General features: G+C 62.9%; 17 protein-coding genes. 8 read left to right on the top strand and 9 right to left on the bottom strand.

Annotation, left to right across the window (positions count from 1 at the left end; genetic code table 11):
- Window positions 1–204 precede the first annotated feature (204 nt).
- From lipB to QN084_RS19860, 3 genes are all read left to right on the top strand, one after another.
- Window positions 205–873, top strand: coding sequence for a lipoyl(octanoyl) transferase LipB (lipB, locus tag QN084_RS19870; protein WP_062096152.1), 669 nt, complete (start codon window positions 205–207; stop codon window positions 871–873).
- Complete coding sequence (gene lipA, locus QN084_RS19865; protein ID WP_182264059.1) at window positions 870–1877, top strand: lipoyl synthase; 1008 nt, start codon at window positions 870–872, stop codon at window positions 1875–1877. The genes lipB and lipA overlap by 4 nt, the downstream gene beginning before the upstream one ends.
- Window positions 1878–2015: 138 nt before the next feature.
- A complete protein-coding gene (locus tag QN084_RS19860; protein ID WP_021473339.1) occupies window positions 2016–2777 on the top strand; it encodes a DUF4191 domain-containing protein in 762 nt (253 codons plus the stop codon).
- 129 nt (window positions 2778–2906) lie between these two features.
- On the opposite strand, the gene QN084_RS19855 is transcribed toward QN084_RS19860, so the two are convergent.
- Window positions 2907–3344, bottom strand: a complete 438-nt coding sequence (locus QN084_RS19855; protein ID WP_021473340.1) for an RDD family protein — start codon at window positions 3342–3344, stop codon at window positions 2907–2909.
- Between the two features lie 312 nt (window positions 3345–3656).
- On the opposite strand from QN084_RS19855, the gene glnA (QN084_RS19850) reads away from it, so the two are divergent.
- Window positions 3657–5081: a type I glutamate--ammonia ligase gene (glnA, locus tag QN084_RS19850; protein WP_021473341.1), complete on the top strand. Its 1425-nt coding sequence runs from the start codon at window positions 3657–3659 to the stop codon at window positions 5079–5081.
- Between the two features lie 79 nt (window positions 5082–5160).
- On the opposite strand, the gene QN084_RS19845 is transcribed toward glnA (QN084_RS19850), so the two are convergent.
- The 4 genes from QN084_RS19845 to glnA (QN084_RS19830) all read right to left on the bottom strand — a co-directional run bounded on the left by QN084_RS19845 (window position 5161) and on the right by glnA (QN084_RS19830) (window position 10961).
- On the bottom strand, window positions 5161–5511 hold the full coding sequence (locus QN084_RS19845; protein WP_069695358.1) for a hypothetical protein: 351 nt from the start codon (window positions 5509–5511) through the stop codon (window positions 5161–5163).
- Window positions 5512–6073: 562 nt separating this feature from the next.
- Window positions 6074–6610 carry a GNAT family N-acetyltransferase gene (locus QN084_RS19840; protein WP_069695357.1) on the bottom strand — a complete coding sequence of 179 codons (537 nt, stop codon included), beginning with the start codon at window positions 6608–6610 and terminating at the stop codon, window positions 6074–6076.
- Entirely contained in the window at window positions 6600–9611 is a 3012-nt protein-coding gene (locus QN084_RS19835; protein WP_069695356.1) for a bifunctional [glutamine synthetase] adenylyltransferase/[glutamine synthetase]-adenylyl-L-tyrosine phosphorylase, read from the bottom strand. The genes QN084_RS19840 and QN084_RS19835 overlap by 11 nt, the downstream gene beginning before the upstream one ends.
- A 9-nt stretch (window positions 9612–9620) precedes the next feature.
- A complete protein-coding gene (gene glnA / locus QN084_RS19830) occupies window positions 9621–10961 on the bottom strand; it encodes a type I glutamate--ammonia ligase (protein ID WP_021473345.1) in 1341 nt (446 codons plus the stop codon).
- A gap of 186 nt (window positions 10962–11147) precedes the next feature.
- Between glnA (QN084_RS19830) and panB the strand changes: the two genes are divergently transcribed.
- Entirely contained in the window at window positions 11148–12050 is a 903-nt protein-coding gene (gene panB, locus QN084_RS19825) for a 3-methyl-2-oxobutanoate hydroxymethyltransferase (protein WP_069695355.1), read from the top strand.
- On the opposite strand, the gene QN084_RS19820 is transcribed toward panB, so the two are convergent.
- Window positions 12047–12211 carry a hypothetical protein gene (locus tag QN084_RS19820; protein WP_021473347.1) on the bottom strand — a complete coding sequence of 55 codons (165 nt, stop codon included), beginning with the start codon at window positions 12209–12211 and terminating at the stop codon, window positions 12047–12049. The two genes, panB and QN084_RS19820, sit on opposite strands and share 4 nt — an antisense overlap.
- 107 nt (window positions 12212–12318) lie before the next feature.
- Here QN084_RS19820 and map point away from each other — a divergent pair, with 107 nt between their 5' ends.
- Complete coding sequence (gene map, locus QN084_RS19815) at window positions 12319–13197, top strand: type I methionyl aminopeptidase (RefSeq protein WP_069695354.1); 879 nt, start codon at window positions 12319–12321, stop codon at window positions 13195–13197.
- Between the two features lie 72 nt (window positions 13198–13269).
- Window positions 13270–14073: a polyphosphate--glucose phosphotransferase gene (gene ppgK, locus QN084_RS19810; protein ID WP_031216804.1), complete on the top strand. Its 804-nt coding sequence runs from the start codon at window positions 13270–13272 to the stop codon at window positions 14071–14073.
- Between the two features lie 54 nt (window positions 14074–14127).
- On the opposite strand, the gene nrdR is transcribed toward ppgK, so the two are convergent.
- The 3 genes from nrdR to QN084_RS19795 all read right to left on the bottom strand — a co-directional run bounded on the left by nrdR (window position 14128) and on the right by QN084_RS19795 (window position 16724).
- On the bottom strand, window positions 14128–14634 hold the full coding sequence (gene nrdR / locus QN084_RS19805) for a transcriptional regulator NrdR (RefSeq protein ID WP_031216805.1): 507 nt from the start codon (window positions 14632–14634) through the stop codon (window positions 14128–14130).
- A 162-nt stretch (window positions 14635–14796) separates the two neighbouring features.
- Window positions 14797–16170, bottom strand: a complete 1374-nt coding sequence (hisD, locus tag QN084_RS19800) for a histidinol dehydrogenase (protein WP_069695353.1) — start codon at window positions 16168–16170, stop codon at window positions 14797–14799.
- A gap of 5 nt (window positions 16171–16175) precedes the next feature.
- Window positions 16176–16724 carry a hypothetical protein gene (locus QN084_RS19795; RefSeq protein ID WP_021473352.1) on the bottom strand — a complete coding sequence of 183 codons (549 nt, stop codon included), beginning with the start codon at window positions 16722–16724 and terminating at the stop codon, window positions 16176–16178.
- Window positions 16725–16876: 152 nt separating this feature from the next.
- Here QN084_RS19795 and QN084_RS19790 point away from each other — a divergent pair, with 152 nt between their 5' ends.
- Complete coding sequence (locus tag QN084_RS19790) at window positions 16877–17335, top strand: flavin reductase family protein (protein WP_052474160.1); 459 nt, start codon at window positions 16877–16879, stop codon at window positions 17333–17335.
- Window positions 17336–17347 lie beyond the last annotated feature (12 nt).

The following is a 17347-nucleotide window of genomic DNA, read 5'->3' as shown; positions in this document are numbered from 1 at the left end:
CCGATAGCCGGGAATGGCAGGCGGAGATGAAGGAGATTTATCCGGAGAACCCATGTCAAAGGTCTACCCCACGCCGGGTTTTCCTGCAGAAGTTATCCACAGGCTCCAAGGCCATCGCCCGATCCGCCCGACGCCGCACGGATGCGACTGAGAGGTTCACCACAAAACCATGGGCACCGTTCCACGGGGTCTAAGCTTGAAGTCATGACTCTTGAGTTCTCACAGCTGGGTCTTGCCCCTGATTTCGTTGACTACATGCAGGGCTGGGACCTGCAGCGCGAAATCCACAACAAAGTTGTTGCGGGCGAGAAACCCAGTACCGTCCTGCTTCTGGAGCACGCAGCCGTCTACACGGCCGGCAAACTCACCGAAGACCATGAGCGCCCCTTCGACGGTACCCCGGTGGTTCCAGTGGACCGGGGCGGCAAACTGACCTGGCACGGACCGGGACAGCTCATCGCCTACCCCATCCTCAAACTCAAGAACCGCGCAGGCATCCGCGACTACGTTGAGCGCCTGGAAGCCATCATGATCGCGGTCATGGAGGATTACGGGATCAAGGCCGTTCGGATCAAGGGCCGGGCCGGCGTCTGGGTCCTAGCGGATGACAAAGGACCGGACCGGAAGATCGCAGCGATCGGCATCCGCGTCCTGGATGGCGTCACCATGCACGGTGTTGCCATCAACTGCAGCAACGATCTCACCCCGTACGCACAGATCATCGCTTGCGGAATCACGGACGCCAGCGTCACCACCATGTCGCTGGAAACCGGCCGGACCATCAATCCGGCGGACATCGTTGACAGGTTTGTGGAAGAGTTCCGCAAGCATGAAGAAGCACTTGTTGCAACACCAGAAGGAGCACTCCAGTGACCCTGGCACCTGAAGGCCGTAAGTTGCTGCGCGTTGAGCAGCGTAACGCGGCGGTCCCGGTTGAGCGTAAGCCTGAGTGGATCAAGGCGAAGGTCCAGATGGGCCCTGAGTTTGTTGGGTTGAAGAACCTGGTGAAGAAGGAAGGCCTGCACACGGTGTGTGAGGAGGCCGGGTGCCCGAACATTTTCGAGTGCTGGGAAGATAAGGAAGCGACGTTCCTGATCGGCGGGTCCGAATGCACGCGGCGCTGTGATTTCTGCCAGATCGATACCGGCAAACCCTCCCCGCTGGACCGCTTCGAACCCACGAAGGTGGCCAGGAGTGTGCAGGCGATGCAGCTGCGCTACGCGACCGTGACCGGCGTGGCCCGTGATGACCTCGAGGACGAGGGCGTGTGGCTGTACGCCGAAACGGTCCGGAAGATCCACGAACTGAACCCCGGCACCGGGGTGGAACTGCTGATCCCGGACTTCTCCGGCAAACCCGAACACATCGCCGCGATCTGTGAGTCCAAGCCCGAGGTGTTCGCGCACAACGTCGAGACCGTGCCCCGGATTTTCAAGCGGATCCGTCCGGCGTTCCGGTACGAGCGTTCCCTGGACGTGATCACCCAAGGCCGGGATCTGGGCATGGTGACCAAGTCCAACCTGATCCTGGGCATGGGCGAGACCCGCGAGGAAATCTCCGAAGCCCTCCGGGACCTGCACGATGCCGGGTGTGACCTGATCACGATCACCCAGTACCTGCGCCCCTCCGAGCGGCACCTGCCCGTGGACCGGTGGGTCAAGCCCCAGGAATTCGTGGACCTCCAGCACGAGGCCGAAGAGATCGGCTTCCTCGGCGTCATGTCCGGGCCCCTGGTGCGCTCCTCCTACCGCGCCGGGCGCCTCTGGGCAACCGCGATGCGGAAGAAAGGCTGGGCCATCCCCGAAGCCCTTTCCCACATCGAATCCTCCGGCACCACCCGCCAGGAAGCCTCCACCATCCTCGCCGCCCACGGCTAAACCAGCCCGCGGCTAACCAAACACAGCACCCAAAACAGAAGACGAACCAAACCATCGGAGCCTCCGGCGCCTGTAAGAACACTTACCGGTGCCGGAGGTTCCGGTGCTGGTGCATGCATCACGTAGAATTAAGGCACTATGGCGAAATCCCCTGACTCCAGCAACTCGACCCCTTCGGCCGACGCTCCCAAGCGTGGCCTGTTCCAGCGCAAGCCCAAAGAAGCCAAGGCCAAAAAGCCCAGCCAGCTGAAGCAGATCGCCGAAGTCTTCAAGATGACCCGGCGCAATGATCCACAGGTTGTATGGATCATGGTGTTGGCGTTCCTTGCCGTGGTAGCCGTTGCCTTCCTTATCGGCTTCCTTCTGGAAAACTGGGTCACCGGCCTCATTATCGGCATTCCGCTGGGACTGCTGGCCGCGGTCTTCATCCTTTCCCGTAGGGCTGAGCGCGCAGCCTTCGCCCAGATCGAGAACCAGCCGGGCGCCTCGGGTGCCGCATTGGGCACGCTTCGCCGCGGGTGGATCACTCAGGACCAGCCTGTTGCCGTGAACCCGCGCACCCAGGACGCCGTCTTCATGGCCATCGGTCGTCCCGGAGTTGTCTTGGTCAGCGAGGGACCCAGCCATCGCGTCAAGACCCTGGTGGACGGAGAGCGCAAGCGCCTGACCCGCATTCTCCCCAACGTCAGCGTCCACGTGATTGAGTCCGGCCGCGGCGAAGGCCAGGTGCCGCTGAACCAGATTGCCAAGACCATGGGCAAGATGAAGAAGGAACTGACCAAGGTGGAAGTGAACGCCGTGTCCAAGCGAATCAACTCCCTGGGCAACCGCCTTCCGATCCCCAAGGGCATTGATCCCTACAAGGCCCGTCCGGACCGCAAGGCTGCACGCGGCCGCTAAAGATCCGAAACTAAAAAGCCGCCCCGGCTCCGAGTGATCACATCACGCGAAGCGCCGGGGCGGCTTTTTGTTGGGCAGGGTTTGGCTACATCCGGATCAGGGTTTGGCTACATCCGGATCAGTGCCTGGCTACATCCGGATCAGGATGGTATTCATGGCTTTGTCATGGAGACCTCGCTGGTCCGGATCGAAGACCACCGCGGGAATAACCAGGCACAGCAGCACGGTGCGGACCAGTGCGGCCAAAGGGCCGGCCGGTTTCCCGCCGAGGCGTACAACATGGATTCCGGCCACTCTGTGGCCAATGCTGTATCCGAGGGTACCGATGAGGAGTATCTGCTCTGCCGCGAAAACGGCCAGGGTGGCCCATTGGTTGCCACCGAACGCGAAGTTACTGATGACCAACGCTATGGTCCAGTCGATCACGATGCCCAGGATGCGCCGACCGGCCCGGGCGATGGAGCCTGGCCCGGACTCAGGAAGTCCCAATCGTTCACCGGGATATTTGGAGATGCCGGATGTGTCCGGTCCACTGAGCCAGGAGCCTATGTCTTTGCGATCAACCACCCCATAAGCTTAACTGTTCGAACGTCGCCGGGGTGCCGGCCTGCACCTGCACGGCGCTGTGGAATCCGTTGGCCGTGTTCAGCCAGCGGACCTGGTGGACCTGACACCCGCAAGCCGACTACCGTTTACACAACAGATGATTCTGTAACCTCCCGGAAACAATACTGACATTCCCGGGAAATCCCGTCTCCCTAAGGTGATAGGAGTTGCCAGCCACCGAGGCAAGGGGAGTTTCTGCGTCTCCAGATCCCCGGCCCGGGCTGCACCACGCGGCCTTCCCGGCCTGTTACTTGATATGCATAAGGAGCATAGATGTTCAAGACTGCGGACGAAGTCCTCAAGTTCATCAAAGAAGAAGACGTCAAATTCGTCGATATCCGCTTCACCGACCTCCCCGGTGTCCAGCAGCACTTCAACGTGCCGGCCAAGAGCGTCGACCTCGACTTCTTCGTGAACGGTCAGCTCTTCGACGGTTCCTCCATCCGCGGCTTCCAGGGCATCGCCGAATCCGACATGCAGCTCATCCCGGACGTGACCTCGGCCTTCGTTGACACGTTCCGCATCGAGAAGACCCTGGCTTTGAACTTCTCCATCGTCAACCCCCGTACGGGTGACCCCTACCACCGCGACCCCCGCGGCGTGGCGGAAAAGGCTGAGGCCTACCTGGCTTCCACCGGCATCGCCGACACCGCGTTCTTCGCACCCGAGGCTGAGTTCTTCGTTTTCGACAACATCCAGTACGAGTCCTCACCGCAGGGCAGCTTCTACAAGATCGACTCCGAAGAAGCACACTGGAACACCGGCCGCAAGGAAGAGGGCGGCAACCTCGGTTACAAGACCCCCGTCAAGGGTGGCTACTTCCCGGTCTCCCCCACCGACAAGCAGGCTGACCTCCGTGACGCCATGTGCGTTGAGCTGGACAAGGCAGGCCTCGAAGTTGAGCGTTCGCACCACGAAGTAGGTTCGGCGGGCCAGGCTGAAATCAACTACAAGTTCACCACGCTGACTGCTGCTGCCGATGACCTGCAGAAGTTCAAGTACGTCATCAAGAACACGGCTGATGCCTGGGGCAAGTCGGTAACCTTCATGCCGAAGCCGGTCTTCGGTGACAACGGTTCGGGCATGCACTGCCACCAGTCCCTGTGGAGCAACGGCGAGCCGCTGTTCTACGACGAGAAGGGCTACGCAGGCCTCTCCGACACCGCCCGCTGGTACATCGGCGGCCTGCTGAAGCACGCTTCGGCTGTCCTTGCCTTCACCAACCCGACCGTCAACTCCTACCGCCGCCTGGTCAAGGGCTTCGAAGCTCCGGTCAACATGGTCTACTCGCAGGGCAACCGCTCCGCCGGTATCCGTATCCCGATCACCGGTTCCAACCCGAAGGCCAAGCGCATCGAGTTCCGCGCGCCGGACCCCTCCTCCAACCCGTACCTGGCGTTCGCAGCCCAGCTGATGGCCGGTATTGACGGCATCCGCAACCGAATCGAACCCCCGGCTCCGATCGACAAGGACCTCTACGAGCTCCCCGCCGAGGAAGCCAAGGACATCCCCAAGGCTCCGGGTTCCCTGGAAGAAGCACTCGAAGCCCTCCGTGAGGACAACGAGTTCCTCCAGGCCGGCGGCGTCTTCACCCAGGACCTGATCGACACCTGGATCGAGTACAAGTACGAGAACGAGATCCGCCCGCTGTCCCTGCGCCCGAACCCCTACGAGTTCGAGCTCTACTACGGCGTCTAGTCTCTACGCAATGACAAAGGCCGCTCCCGGATCACCGGGAGCGGCCTTGTGCTTGTTTCAGGAAGAATCCGGACGGAACCTACTCGGATTCCTTCTGGTCCCGGTCACGGATGTTCCGGCCGAACTCGTCCAGTTTCTCCTTGACGGCTTTCGCAGCTTCGGCGAAGCCCTTCTCGGCGCTGCTCAGCGGATCCAGTTGCAGGTAGACCTCGTGATCGATCGTCAGATCGTACTCATCCTTCAAATGGGTGCCGCCGGACACCCCTGCCAGGGACAAGTACACCAAGGCCTCGGTCCGGGCAATGCCGGCAATGGTACCGAACACCACAGTGAAGTCATTCGGCTGGAAGCTCACCGATTGACCGACGTGGCGCCGATCGAGGTCGCCCGCCCGCACGGCCCGCTCTGAAGGGCTTGCGTTGTAATCCATGTACTTCCCCTTTCCTTGAGAACATCTACCCGATGAGTCTATAAGGGGACTTATGAATTTGCCGCACTTCAGTGTTTGATGGTTGGCGACTTTCCCGGCTCTTCAGGGGCCGCACAGTCACTGCAGAACACCTTGTCCGTTTCCTCGCCGCAGCATTGGCAGCGGTGCACCAGGGCTGATGATTCGATCACGTAGGCTGTCATAGCCCTAATGCTGCCCAACGGCCACCAGCAGTGGCACGAGTAGCGTGTACTCGTTTTTTCAGCGGATCGGTGGTGCCGCTACTTGGTTTCGAAGACTTGCACGGGTTCCGGGACTGCGAGTCCCTGTCCAAGGACCGTGCGTTTGCTGCCCGCCGGTTCCACGTCCGCAAAGGTGGCAAAACAACGCCGGCAGGAATACTCCCCGGCCAGGGCGTGACGTGATTTCCAATGCGGCCCCGCCTGCGCGCAGCGGAAGCACAGGGCGTCGGAGTACCATGCTCCGTCCGGGTCTCTTCTGACCGTCACGGGATGAAGCATAGGGCAAAACGGAGCCGCCGAACAGCTGCTTCCGGCGTCGTTTATGTCCCGCCCTCGTTCAGGAAATCTGCGTGCATGATCCTCTGGGGTCCGGCATCTCCCCCGAGGTAGCGGCCGGAGTCAACAAAGCCGGCCCTGGCATACGCCGCCTGCGCTGCCGGGTTCCGTTCGTTGACGGAAAGTACGACGCCGGTTTGCCCGCCACGGTGCCGCAGCGTCAGCCTGCGCGCCTCCAGCAGGGCCGCTGCCGCCGCTTGGCGGCCAAGACCCTTGCCCTGGCACCGGGAGTCTATGAGGAATCCCCTGAGCAGCCAGGCCGAATCGTCATCTTCCCACCCGGCAAGAGTGGCCGCTCCGGCTTGGAGGGTCAGGACCCCAACAGCTTTGCCGGCAGACTCTATGACATAGGGGAACCGTGAACCCTCATCCAGGGCGACGAGCATCATCCGCAGGGGATCCCCCACGAAGTCCTGTTGCTCCGGGAGGATGCGCAGCCCCGCTACTTCCGCCAACTGGATGGCCCGTGCGTCCTCATCCAGGAGTTTGAGGGGAATGAGCCATACAGAGCTAGTTGCCATAGAACTTTTTCTCGAAAACGCCGCGCGCCCTGCGGCTCAGGCGAAGGTAGTCCTCCTCGAACCGGCCCGCCGCTCCGGGCTCGTAACCGCACCACCGGGCCACGGCCTCAAGGTCCCGCCGCGAGGAGGGCAGCAGGTCGGAGGCGCGTCCGGTGACAATGACGTTGGCCGACCGGATCCGGCTGGCGAGCCGCCATGCCTGACGCAACAGTCCGGCGTCGTTCTTGTCAATGAAACCCAGCTGTTCAGCGGCGGCGAGTGCTTCCAGCGTGGACGTGGTCCGCAGTTCCGGATGCTTCCCGGCGTGCTGCAACTGGAGCAGCTGAACCAGCCATTCCACATCGCTCAACCCGCCACGGCCAAGCTTTACGTGCCGGGCCGGGTCTGCGCCGCGGGGAAGGCGCTCTGACTCCACGCGGGCCTTGATACGCCGGATTTCGCGCACGTCCGCGTCCGATAACTCCTCCGGGTACCGGATGGAATCGATCAAGCTCATGAAGTCGGCAGCCAACTCATCCGAGCCTGCCATGGGGCGTGCGCGCAGCAACGCCTGGGCCTCCCAGATCAAGGACCAACGGCGATAGTACTCGGCATAGGAGTCCAAGGAGCGCACCATGGCGCCGTTCTTGCCCTCGGGACGCAGGTCGGCATCCACTTGGAGAACGCGCTCGGCCATGATTGCCGGCTTGAGCGGCTGCGTCAGGAGGCTGGATATTCTTGCGACGATGGCGGCCGCCTGTTCCTGTGCCTCGACGTCGCTGAATCCGGGGCGGGCCCGGTGCACGTAGATGACATCCGCGTCCGACCCGTAGCCGATTTCGCGACCCCCCTGCCGCCCCATGGCCACCACCAGAACGTCGGTCTTCAACGGGCCGTCTTCCGCTATGGCGTTTTCGGCTACATGCAGGGCCCCCAGCACCGCAGCACGGTCCGCCTCTGCCAGCGCCAGCCCGACGGCGTCCTGGTCCAGCAATCCCGAACTGTCCGCAATGGCGGTTCGAAGGATCTCCCTGCGCCGGATGAGGCGGATCAGCCGCATGGCACTTCCCGCATCCGGGTGGCGGGACAACTTGGACTTGATCTCCTGCCACTGCGCGGAGAACGGCACAGGTGCCAGATCCTTGTCGCTGCCCAACCACGCTACGGATTCCGGTGACACCTCCAGCAAATCCGAGATCAGGCGCGAATTGGCAAGGACGTGGCACAGCCTCTCCGCGGCGGCCTGCGAATCCCGCAGGAGTCCCAGATACCAGTGGGTGGTGCCCAACGCTTCGCTGACCCTGCGGAACGCAAGCAGGCCGGCATCGGGATCCACGCCGTCGGCAAGCCACCCCAACAAGATGGGCAGCAGCTGGCGCTGCAGGGCTGCCCGCCGACTGACCCCGGCGGTGAGCGCCTCGATGTGCCGCATGGCACCTTTGGGATCGAGATACCCGAGCGCGGCGAGTCTGCCCTCGGCTGCTTCCGGGCTAAGTTTTGCGTCCTCGGTGCTGAGCTTCGCCGCGGTGTTGAGCAGTGGCCGGTAGAAGATGCGCTCATGAAGTTCACGGACCGAGCGCTTGGTCTTCTGCCATGCGGCGATCAACTGGTCGGGGTGGGGCCGCCCATGCGAGAACGGCCCGAGGACGGCTTTGGCCAGGAACCGCTGCGCGTCCTCGGCTTCCGGCATCAAGTGGGTGCGCCTGAGTTGGAAAAGCTGGATGCGGTGCTCGAGCACGCGCAGGTAGCGGTAGGCGCTATCGAACGCTGCGGCGTCGGCGCGGCCAATGTAGCCGCCGGCAGAGAGTGCCGCGATGGCCGACGTCGTGTCCCGGCACCTCAAGGACTCGTCGGACCTGCCGTGGACCAACTGCAGAAGCTGGACAGTGAACTCAACGTCCCGGAGTCCGCCCCGCCCAAGCTTGATCTGGCGGTGTTCCTCGGCGGCCGGGATGTGCTCGGTCACCCGGCGCCGCATGGCCTGCACGGACTCCACGAAACCGTCCCGGCCGGCCGAAGCCCACACCAGCGGTTCGACTGCTTTTTCATAGCGCTGGCCCAGGTCCGTGTCCCCCGCGATGGTCCTCGCTTTCAACAGCGCCTGGAATTCCCAGCTTTCTGCCCAGCGGGCGTAGTAGCTCAGATGTGACTCCAAGGTCCGCACGAGTGGACCGGACTTGCCTTCCGGGCGGAGGTTCGCATCCACCTCCCACAGGCCCGGCTCGGGAGCAGGAGAAGAAATCGCCCTGGAAATGCCTGATGCCAGCGCTGTGCCGATGGTCGAGGCGCGGGCGTCGTCAAGGTCCTGCGACTCGATCACGTAGATGACGTCGACGTCGGAAATGTAGTTGAGCTCCCGGGCGCCGCACTTGCCCATGCCAATTACTGACAACCCGACGCCGGCTACTTCCGCGGCGTCGAACTGGCCGGCCGCCTCTGCCCGGGACACGGCCAAAGCGGCCTCAACGGCAGCCCCGGCGAGGTCCGCCAGTTCAGCCCCGGCCATGGGCATGAAGTCCTGCGGCGAGGCGGCACACAGATCCTTGATAGCCAGCTCAGCCAATCCCCGGCGGTAGGCCGTGCGCAGCGCCGTGTACGCCGGAACTCCCGTCAGCCCTGCAACGGGGCGATGCGCTCCGGGCTCCGCCTTGACCGAACGCAGCAGTGTTGCGCGCAGTTGCTCGCTGGAAGCCTGGAGGGGTTCCGGGCTGACTTTCCCTTGGAAGACATCCAAGTGCTCGGGCCGCCGCAGGAGGAATTCTCCAAGCGCTTCGGAGGCACCCAGCAACCGGTAGAGCGGCTCGCTGGTGTCCGGATCCGCAGCCGCCAACTCCTTGAGCCCGGGATTTTTCTCAATCAGGCGGACCAACGATTGCAGGGCAGTATCCGGACTCGCCGCCATCGACAGTCCGGCAAACAGTGCTTCCTGCTCGATGCCGTCCAGCTCCGGGGCAGAAAGGAACCGCTGGCCCTTTTCCAGGTCACTGAAGCCGGCCGAGATGAGCCGGCGCGCCAGGCTCACAGCGCCTCCCTAGAGAATGCCGAGGTTGCGCTGCAACTCGTACGGAGTGACTTGGAGGCGGTAGTCCTGCCACTCGGCACGCTTGTTCCGCAGGAAATGCTCGAAGACCTGCTCGCCCAGGATCTGGGCCACGAGTTCGGACTCCTCCATCGCGCGGATGGCGTCATGCAGGCTGGCCGGCAACGGAGCGTGGCCCATGGCCTTGCGTTCGGCCGTCGTCAACGACCACACATCGTCCTCAGCGGCTGCGGGAAGATCGTAGCCCTCCTCGATGCCCTTGAGTCCCGCGCCAAGCAGCACGGCGTAGGCGAGGTACGGGTTGGTGGCGGAGTCGATGCCGCGGTATTCGATCCGCGCCGACTGGCCCTTGCCCGGCTTGTACAACGGAACACGTACCAGGGCAGAGCGGTTGTTGTGGCCCCAGCTCAGGTAGCTGGGCGCCTCGCCGCCGCCCCAGAGCCGCTTGTAGGAGTTCACGAACTGGTTGGTCACTGCCGTGAATTCCGGGGCGTGCTTCAGGATGCCGGCAATGAATTGCCGGGCCGTCTTGGAAAGCTGGAACTCGGTGCCCGCTTCGAAGAACGCGTTGGTATCGCCCTCGAAGAGCGAGAAGTGGGTGTGCATGCCCGAGCCCGGGTGGTCCGTGAAGGGCTTGGGCATGAAGGTCGCGTACGTTCCCTGCTGCAGGGCAACTTCCTTGATCACGGTGCGGAACGTCATGATGTTGTCCGCGGTTTGCAGGGCATCGGCGTAACGGAGGTCGATTTCGTTTTGGCCCGGGCCGCCCTCGTGATGGCTGAATTCCACGGAAATTCCCACGGACTCGAGCATCGTCACGGCGGTCCGGCGGAAGTCCTGGGCAACGCCGCCGGGAACGTGGTCGAAGTACCCGCCCTCGTCAACGGGTACCGGGGCGCCGTTGGCACCCAGTTCCTGGGACTTGAGGAGATAGAACTCGATCTCGGGATGCGTGTAGCAGGTGAAGCCCATGTCGGCTGCTTTGGCAAGGGTGCGCTTGAGGACGTTGCGAGGATCGGCTGCGGACGGTTCACCGTCGGGAGTCAGGATGTCGCAGAACATCCGGGAGGTCTGTTCCGTCTCTCCGCGCCAGGGCAGGATCTGGAACGTGGAGGGATCCGGCTGCAGCAGCATGTCAGACTCGAAGACACGGGCCAGGCCCTCAATCGCCGAACCGTCAAACCCGAGGCCTTCTTCGAAGGCACCTTCAACCTCGGCAGGTGCCAGCGCAACAGACTTCAGGGAACCAACGACGTCGGTGAACCACAAGCGTACGAAGCGCACGTCACGCTCTTCGATTGTCCGCAGAACGAACTCTTGCTGGCGGTCCATGGGGCCTCTTTCCGTTCGGTATCCACGCAGCGCCTTCCGCAGGAAGGAGCCGCAGCGTTCAGCCTTCACTCTACTAAGCAATCAGTGCGAATGCCGATGCTGCAGCGCCGCGTAACACAGCGTTTACAAATGGTGACGCTTGGCACACTGCTGGCAGCCGCTGACGGCACGGCTTAGGCTCTAACCATGGCCCCAAGCAACCATCCCGAGTCCAGCATGTCCGCCGAAGTTCCCGCACCCTATGGTTCGGGGCCTGCCGATGCCGCGCACCTGCCGCCCACGGGAAAGAAACCGGCAGCCAAAGTCCGCATCCACCACTTGCAGCAGGCCAAGGAAGAAGGCCGGCGATTCGCTATGCTCACCGCGTATGAGCAATACAGCGCCGAGATCTTTGACCAGGCCGGAATCGAAGTCCTGCTGGTGGGCGATTCGGCGTCCAACAACGTCTTCGGCAACGAAACGAGCCTGCCCGTGACGGTTGATGAACTGTTGCCGTTGTGCAGGGCCGTCAGCCGCTCAGCCAAGCGTGCCCTGGTAGTGGCCGATCTGCCTTTCGGCAGCTACGAGGTCTCACCGGCCCAAGCGGTGGCATCAGGCGTCCGGTTCCTCAAGGAGGGCCTCGCCCACGCGGTCAAGATAGAAGGGAGCGCCTACTACGCCGAAACCGTCCGCGCGATGGTCCAGGCGGGCGTTCCGGTGATGGCCCATATCGGATTCACGCCCCAGAGCGAGCACGCGTTGGGCGGCTACCGCGTCCAGGGCCGCGGCGACGACGCCCAGCGGCTGATCGATGATGCGGTGGCCCTGCAGGACGCAGGGGCCTTCAGCGTCCTGATGGAAATGGTCCCTGCCGAGACCGCGGCCGCTGTTGACGCCGCCCTCCGCGTACCAACCGTGGGCATCGGCGCAGGCAACAGGACTACGGGCCAGGTTCTGGTCTGGCAGGACATGGCCGGGCTGCGTGGCGGCAAGATGGCCAAATTCGTCAAGCAGTACGCGGACTTGCGGTCAACGCTCACGGAAGCAGCCGCCGCCTACGGAGAGGACGTCAGGTCCGGGCAATTCCCCGGGCCTGAGCACTCGTTCTAGTCGTCGTCCTGGGCGTCCCAGGCTTCGTTGCGTTCCCGGACCTTCTCCAAAGCGTGTTCGGCCTCTTCGCGCGTCTTGTACGGTCCGATCAACTGGGTCCAGTCGGACATCGCGTCCTCTTCGATCTGGTGCGTCTTGACGTTGTACCAGTACTCCGTCACGTTTCCTCCTCCATCTGCGGACCGGTGGCACGTAACGTTTGGCAGGCTTGGCCGACGACCCCGGCCTCTGTTACCTGCGTCTCTTGCGTGCCTTATATGATCAATCTATGCCTTATCCCGCTTTGACCGCACCCATCGGCACGCTCACTCCCGGAACCGTCAGCCCCGAACTGCCCGTACCGGCGTCGATTCCGCGTCCCGAGTACGTCGGCAAGAAGGCACCGGCCAAATTCACGGGCTCCGAGGTCAAGTCCGCGGAAACCATCGAAAAAATCAGGGTCGCAGCCAGGATCGCGGCGCAGGCTATCGTCGAAGTGGGGAAACACATCAAGCCCGGCGTCACCACGGACCAGCTGGACCGGGTAGGGCATGAATTCCTCCTGGACCACAAGGCCTATCCCTCAACGCTGGGGTACCGCGGATTTCCCAAGTCATTGTGTTCCTCGCTGAATGAGGTCATCTGCCATGGGATCCCGGATTCCACAGTGGTCCAGGACGGCGACATCCTCAACATAGACATCACCGCATACATCAATGGCGTCCATGGGGACACCAATTACACTTTCCTGGTGGGCGACGTGGATGAAGAGTCCCGTCTCCTGGTTGAGCGTACGCAGGAGTCGCTCAACCGGGCCATCAAGGCCGTGGCTCCAGGCCGCGAAATCAACGTCATAGGCCGCGCCATCCAGTCGTACGCAAAGCGTTTCGGCTACGGCGTGGTGAGGGACTTCACGGGGCATGGAGTCGGCGAGGCATTCCACACGGGCCTCATCATCCCCCACTATGACGCAGCCCCCGCTTACAACACCGTGATCGAACCCGGCATGGTCTTCACCATTGAACCCATGCTGACCCTCGGCACCATCGAATGGGACATGTGGGCCGACGACTGGACAGTCGTCACCAAGGACCGCAAACGCACAGCCCAGTTCGAGCACACCCTGCTGGTCACAGAGACCGGCGCGGAAATCCTTACCCTTCCCTGAGAACTTCCGGAAGGTCCACGCAGCTTTCGTGGCTGCGGCATGTCCAACCCTCCTGCCATGATCGGAATTGAATTGTCCAAAAAGGATGAGAATACCTACAAGCACGCACCGCTGATCGGAATCGACATCGGTGGAACGGGAATCAAAGGCGGCATTGTCGACCTCAAGAAGGGCAAGCTGATCGGCGACCGGTTCCGCGTGCCGACCCCGCAGCCTGCTACGCCGGAGGCGGTCGCCGAGGTAGTTGCCGAAATCGTCGAAGAACTCTCCAAGCGTCCTGATGCTCCCGCCCCGGATTCGCCGGTGGGCGTGACCTTCCCCGGCATTATCCAGCACGGTGTGGTCCATTCCGCGGCTAACGTCGACAAGTCATGGCTCAACACCGACATCGACAAGCAACTCACTGAGCGTCTGGGCCGCCCTGTGGAGGTCATCAATGACGCCGATGCTGCCGGTCTGGCGGAAGCCCGCTACGGGGCGGGCGAAGGAGTCGGCGGGACGGTCCTGGTCATCACGTTGGGCACGGGTATCGGATCGGCGTTCATCTTCAACGGCCAGTTGGTGCCGAACGCCGAGTTGGGCCACCTTGAGGTGGACGGCTTCGACGCCGAAACCAAGGCCTCAGCTGTTGCCCGGGAACGGGACGGGCTGAGCTGGGACGAATACGGAGTACTGCTTAACCGCTACCTCCAGCACGTGGAGTTCCTCTTCTCGCCCGAACTGTTCATCATCGGCGGTGGAATCTCCAAGCGGTCGGACGAATACTTCCCCCACCTGGACCTTCGCACGAGGATCGTCACGGCAAAGCTGAAGAATGACGCCGGCATCGTGGGTGCCGCACTGGAAGTCGCACTGCACCACAAGCTCGCCAAATAGTGCGGGTATGAAGATGGCGGCTGCGGCTTCCCCTCCGCAGCCGCCATCAAGCTTTTATAGCTGGCTCTTTTCCGCGCTCTTGGCATCCTTGAGGCCTGCGGCCTTGGCGTGCGCGCCGCCGTCGTGGCGCAGCAACGCGATGGCTGATTCGAAGTCTTCCAGCGACTCGAACGCCTGGTAGACACTGGCGAACCGCAGGTAGGCCACTTCATCGAGGTTGCGCAACGGGCCCAGAATGGCGAGTCCGACCTCGTGGGCATCAATTTCGGCTGCACCCGAGGAGCGGATGTTCTCTTCGACCTCCTGAGCGAGCATGGCGAGGTCGTCCTCCGTCACAGGGCGCCCCTGGCAAGCCTTGCGGACGCCGTTGATCACCTTGATGCGGCTGAACGGCTCCCCAACCCCTGAGCGTTTGATGACCGACAGGCTCGTGGTTTCCACAGTGGTAAAGCGACGGCCGCACTCAGGGCACTGGCGCCGACGGCGTATGGACGAACCGTCATCGGCCATGCGGCTGTCAACGACGCGCGAATCAGGATTCCGGCAGAACGGACAGTACACGCTGGGCCTCCCTGATGGTTCCGGCTGGGCTGTTCCGGCAGAGCCGCCGGATAAAAAATGGTGCCGGAAGTTTCGCTTCCGGCACCATTTTAGGGTCGCCCACAGGCTAATGACAAGCTTGTAATTACTATATGTAGTGGTGGCCGCCCGTATATATAGTGGTCAGGACCGTTCGGCGAACCGAATTTGCACAGCCTCCCCGTGCCCTGGAAGGTCCTCCGCGCCGGCCAGATTCACGATGTGCCCGCTGACCTGCTCGAGGGCCGCACGATCATAATTGATCACTTGGACTGCCCTGAGGAAGGTAGTGACGTTCAGTCCGGAGGAGAAGGCAGCCGTACCGCTGGTAGGAAGAACGTGGTTGGATCCTGCGCAGTAATCGCCTAGGCTGACCGGGCTGTAATCGCCCACGAAGATCGCGCCGGCGTTCCGGATCCGCCCCGCCACCGCCGGAGCATTGGCGGTCATGATTTCCAGGTGCTCAGCCGCATAGGCATTGCACACCGCGATCCCCTGTTCCAGGTCATCCACCAGGACAACACCGGACTGCGGGCCTGAAAGGGCCTCACGGACCCGGGCGCTGTGTTTGGTGGCCGCGGCCTGCCGGTTCAGTTCATCCACGACGGCGCCGGCCAGTTCCGCGGATTCGGTCACCAGGACCGATGCGGCCTTGGGGTCGTGTTCGGCTTGGCTGATCAGGTCGGCAGCTACCAGGGCGGGCTTGGCAGTGGCGTCCGCCAGGATCGCGATCTCGGTGGTGCCGGCTTCGGAGTCGATGCCAACGACGCCCTTGACCAGGCGTTTGGCCGTGGCCACGAAGATATTGCCCGGTCCTGTCACCACATCCACCGGTTCAATCGGCAGTTCGGTGCCGTCGCCCGGAACTCCGTAGGCGAAGGACACGATGGCCTGTGCACCCCCGATGGCATAGACCTCGTCGATGCCGAGGAGCGCTGCAGCAGCAAGGATGGTGGGGTGCGGGAGTCCCCCGAAATCCTTCTGGGGCGGTGAAGCCAAAGCAATTGATTCAACCCCGGCCGCCACGGCGGGCACAACGTTCATGATGACCGAAGACGCCAGCGGTGCGAGACCACCGGGCACATAAAGACCCACCCGCCCCACGGGTATCCAGTTCTGGCTCACCACGGCACCATCAGCCAGCTGCACATCGACATTTGCCGGCTTCTGCCGCTCGGCGAACTGCTTGGCGCGGGTGATGGATTCTTCCAGCGCAGCCCTCACGCCGGGATCCAGCTGCCGCAAGGCATTGGCGATCTCTTCAGCCGGGACGCGCGGGTGGGACTGCTCAACGCCGTCGAACTTTGCTGCCAGGTCCGCCAGGGCGCCGAAGCCGCGGCCGCGAACATCGGCGATGATGTCCAGCACTTTCTGTTCTGCGTCTGCCATGGTCTGATGCTTGGCACGGGGCAAGGCGGACTTCAGCTCCGCCAGCGAAAGCCGGCGGCCGCGGAAATCGATGCTGCGGAAGTCCAAAGACGCGGTGACAGTTGCATTGGAATCAGAAGGAGAGCTCACCCGAGCTATTTTACGGGCTTCCGGGAAAGAACCCCGAACAGCGCCAAGGCGAACGTCACGAAGGCCGTGGCCGCCGGCCACAGCAAGAGCGCAGCATAGGATCGCAGCGTGAAGCCGTATTCCGGCCCCAATCCAGGCTCCGGCGCGGGACCCCACAGCAGCCCGGTCAGGAGCCCGACTCCCCACGCGGCCAAAGCGCCTGCTGCTCCTCCGCCCAAGGCGAATCCGAACCGCCTCCCGGCTCCCGGTCCGTCAAGCCTGCCGTCCAACGTCAGGCCGATGATGCAACCGGCCAGCACCATGAGGGCAGCCAGGGTCAGATCCCGCGGCAACCACGAGTCAGGGTTTGAAGGATTGGCCAGTTCGGGATTTCCGGACAGCACGTTTCCTCCTCCCGGGGCCAGCAACCACCACAGGAAACCGGCAATCACTCCGGCCGCCAATGGAGCGGCCACCCATGCGATGTCCTTGCGGAAACGGTCCGTGCGCACGGGCGGGGCGGACGGGCCGGTGTGCCGGGTTGCGGCAATGAGGTGCGGAGTGGGCTCGGTCATGGACTTCACATTAACAAACGTTCACCGCCGCTCAACACAAATGCGGATGGACGGCGCTGCCAGGCATACCCTGAAGGGAGAGACCCCGCTGACCCAGGAGACAGACCACCGTGGCAAATGCAGTACCCGGCTTCGAGCAGACCTTCAGGGAAATGTTCCGGCGCCATGCGGCCGGGGTGGCGATCATCACCGCCAACTTGAACGGAAAGCCGTTCGGCTTCACCGCGACGTCAGTGGCCTCCCTGTCAGCTGAGCCTCCGCGGTTCACTTTCAATATGGCCCGAAGCTCCAGCTCTTGGCCCGCGGTGGCAAACGCCAACTACATCGGGGTCCACATGCTGGGTCTCGAGAACCAGGCCCTCGCCGATCGCTTTGCCCGTACCCGTGACCGCTTCGAGGGCGACCACTGGGAACCCGGCCCCTACGAGGTTCCCATTCTGAAGGACGTCACAGGCTGGCTCGTCGGAAAAATCCAGATGCGGCTGTCCTTCGAGAACAACGCAGTAGTAGTGGTGGAAGTGGTCGACGGCCAGGTAGGCGACGGCGGCACTCCCCTGCTCTACCACAGCGGCAGTTACAGCAAGCCTGCGCCACTGGACTACGAGATTTAGCGCTGTCCGGCG

It is taken from the genome of Paenarthrobacter sp. R1 (genome assembly GCF_030264015.1).
Taxonomy (GTDB): domain Bacteria; phylum Actinomycetota; class Actinomycetes; order Actinomycetales; family Micrococcaceae; genus Arthrobacter; species Arthrobacter ureafaciens.
Note: the sequence above shows the minus strand (reverse complement) of the source record. Positions and strands in the feature narration are given on the sequence as shown.